This is a genomic window from Dietzia sp. UCD-THP, from assembly GCF_000349585.1.
In the GTDB taxonomy this organism is placed as follows: domain Bacteria; phylum Actinomycetota; class Actinomycetes; order Mycobacteriales; family Mycobacteriaceae; genus Dietzia; species Dietzia natronolimnaea_A.
The window spans coordinates 1-234 of record NZ_KB714676.1 but is presented as its reverse complement, the minus strand read 5'-3'; positions in this window follow the sequence as shown (position 1 = coordinate 234).

Here is a 234-nt window from a genome sequence, read left to right as displayed (position 1 = left end):
TTCGAGCAGTGCTTCGACGGGTCGGTCTACGCGACAGACACACCCCGGCCACTTTCGAAGTCGCGCAAAGACGCGTTACTGCACGAAACCGGCGGTTTTTTTAAGGCATACCTCAAGCCTGCCTGCTAATTTACGCCGATCTCTTGTCCGGAGCCTTTTTTGACCATGGGCTTCTTGGCCGCGGCCTTCTTAATCGGCTCCCTTATTGCCGCAGCCTTCTTGGCGGGAGCCTTC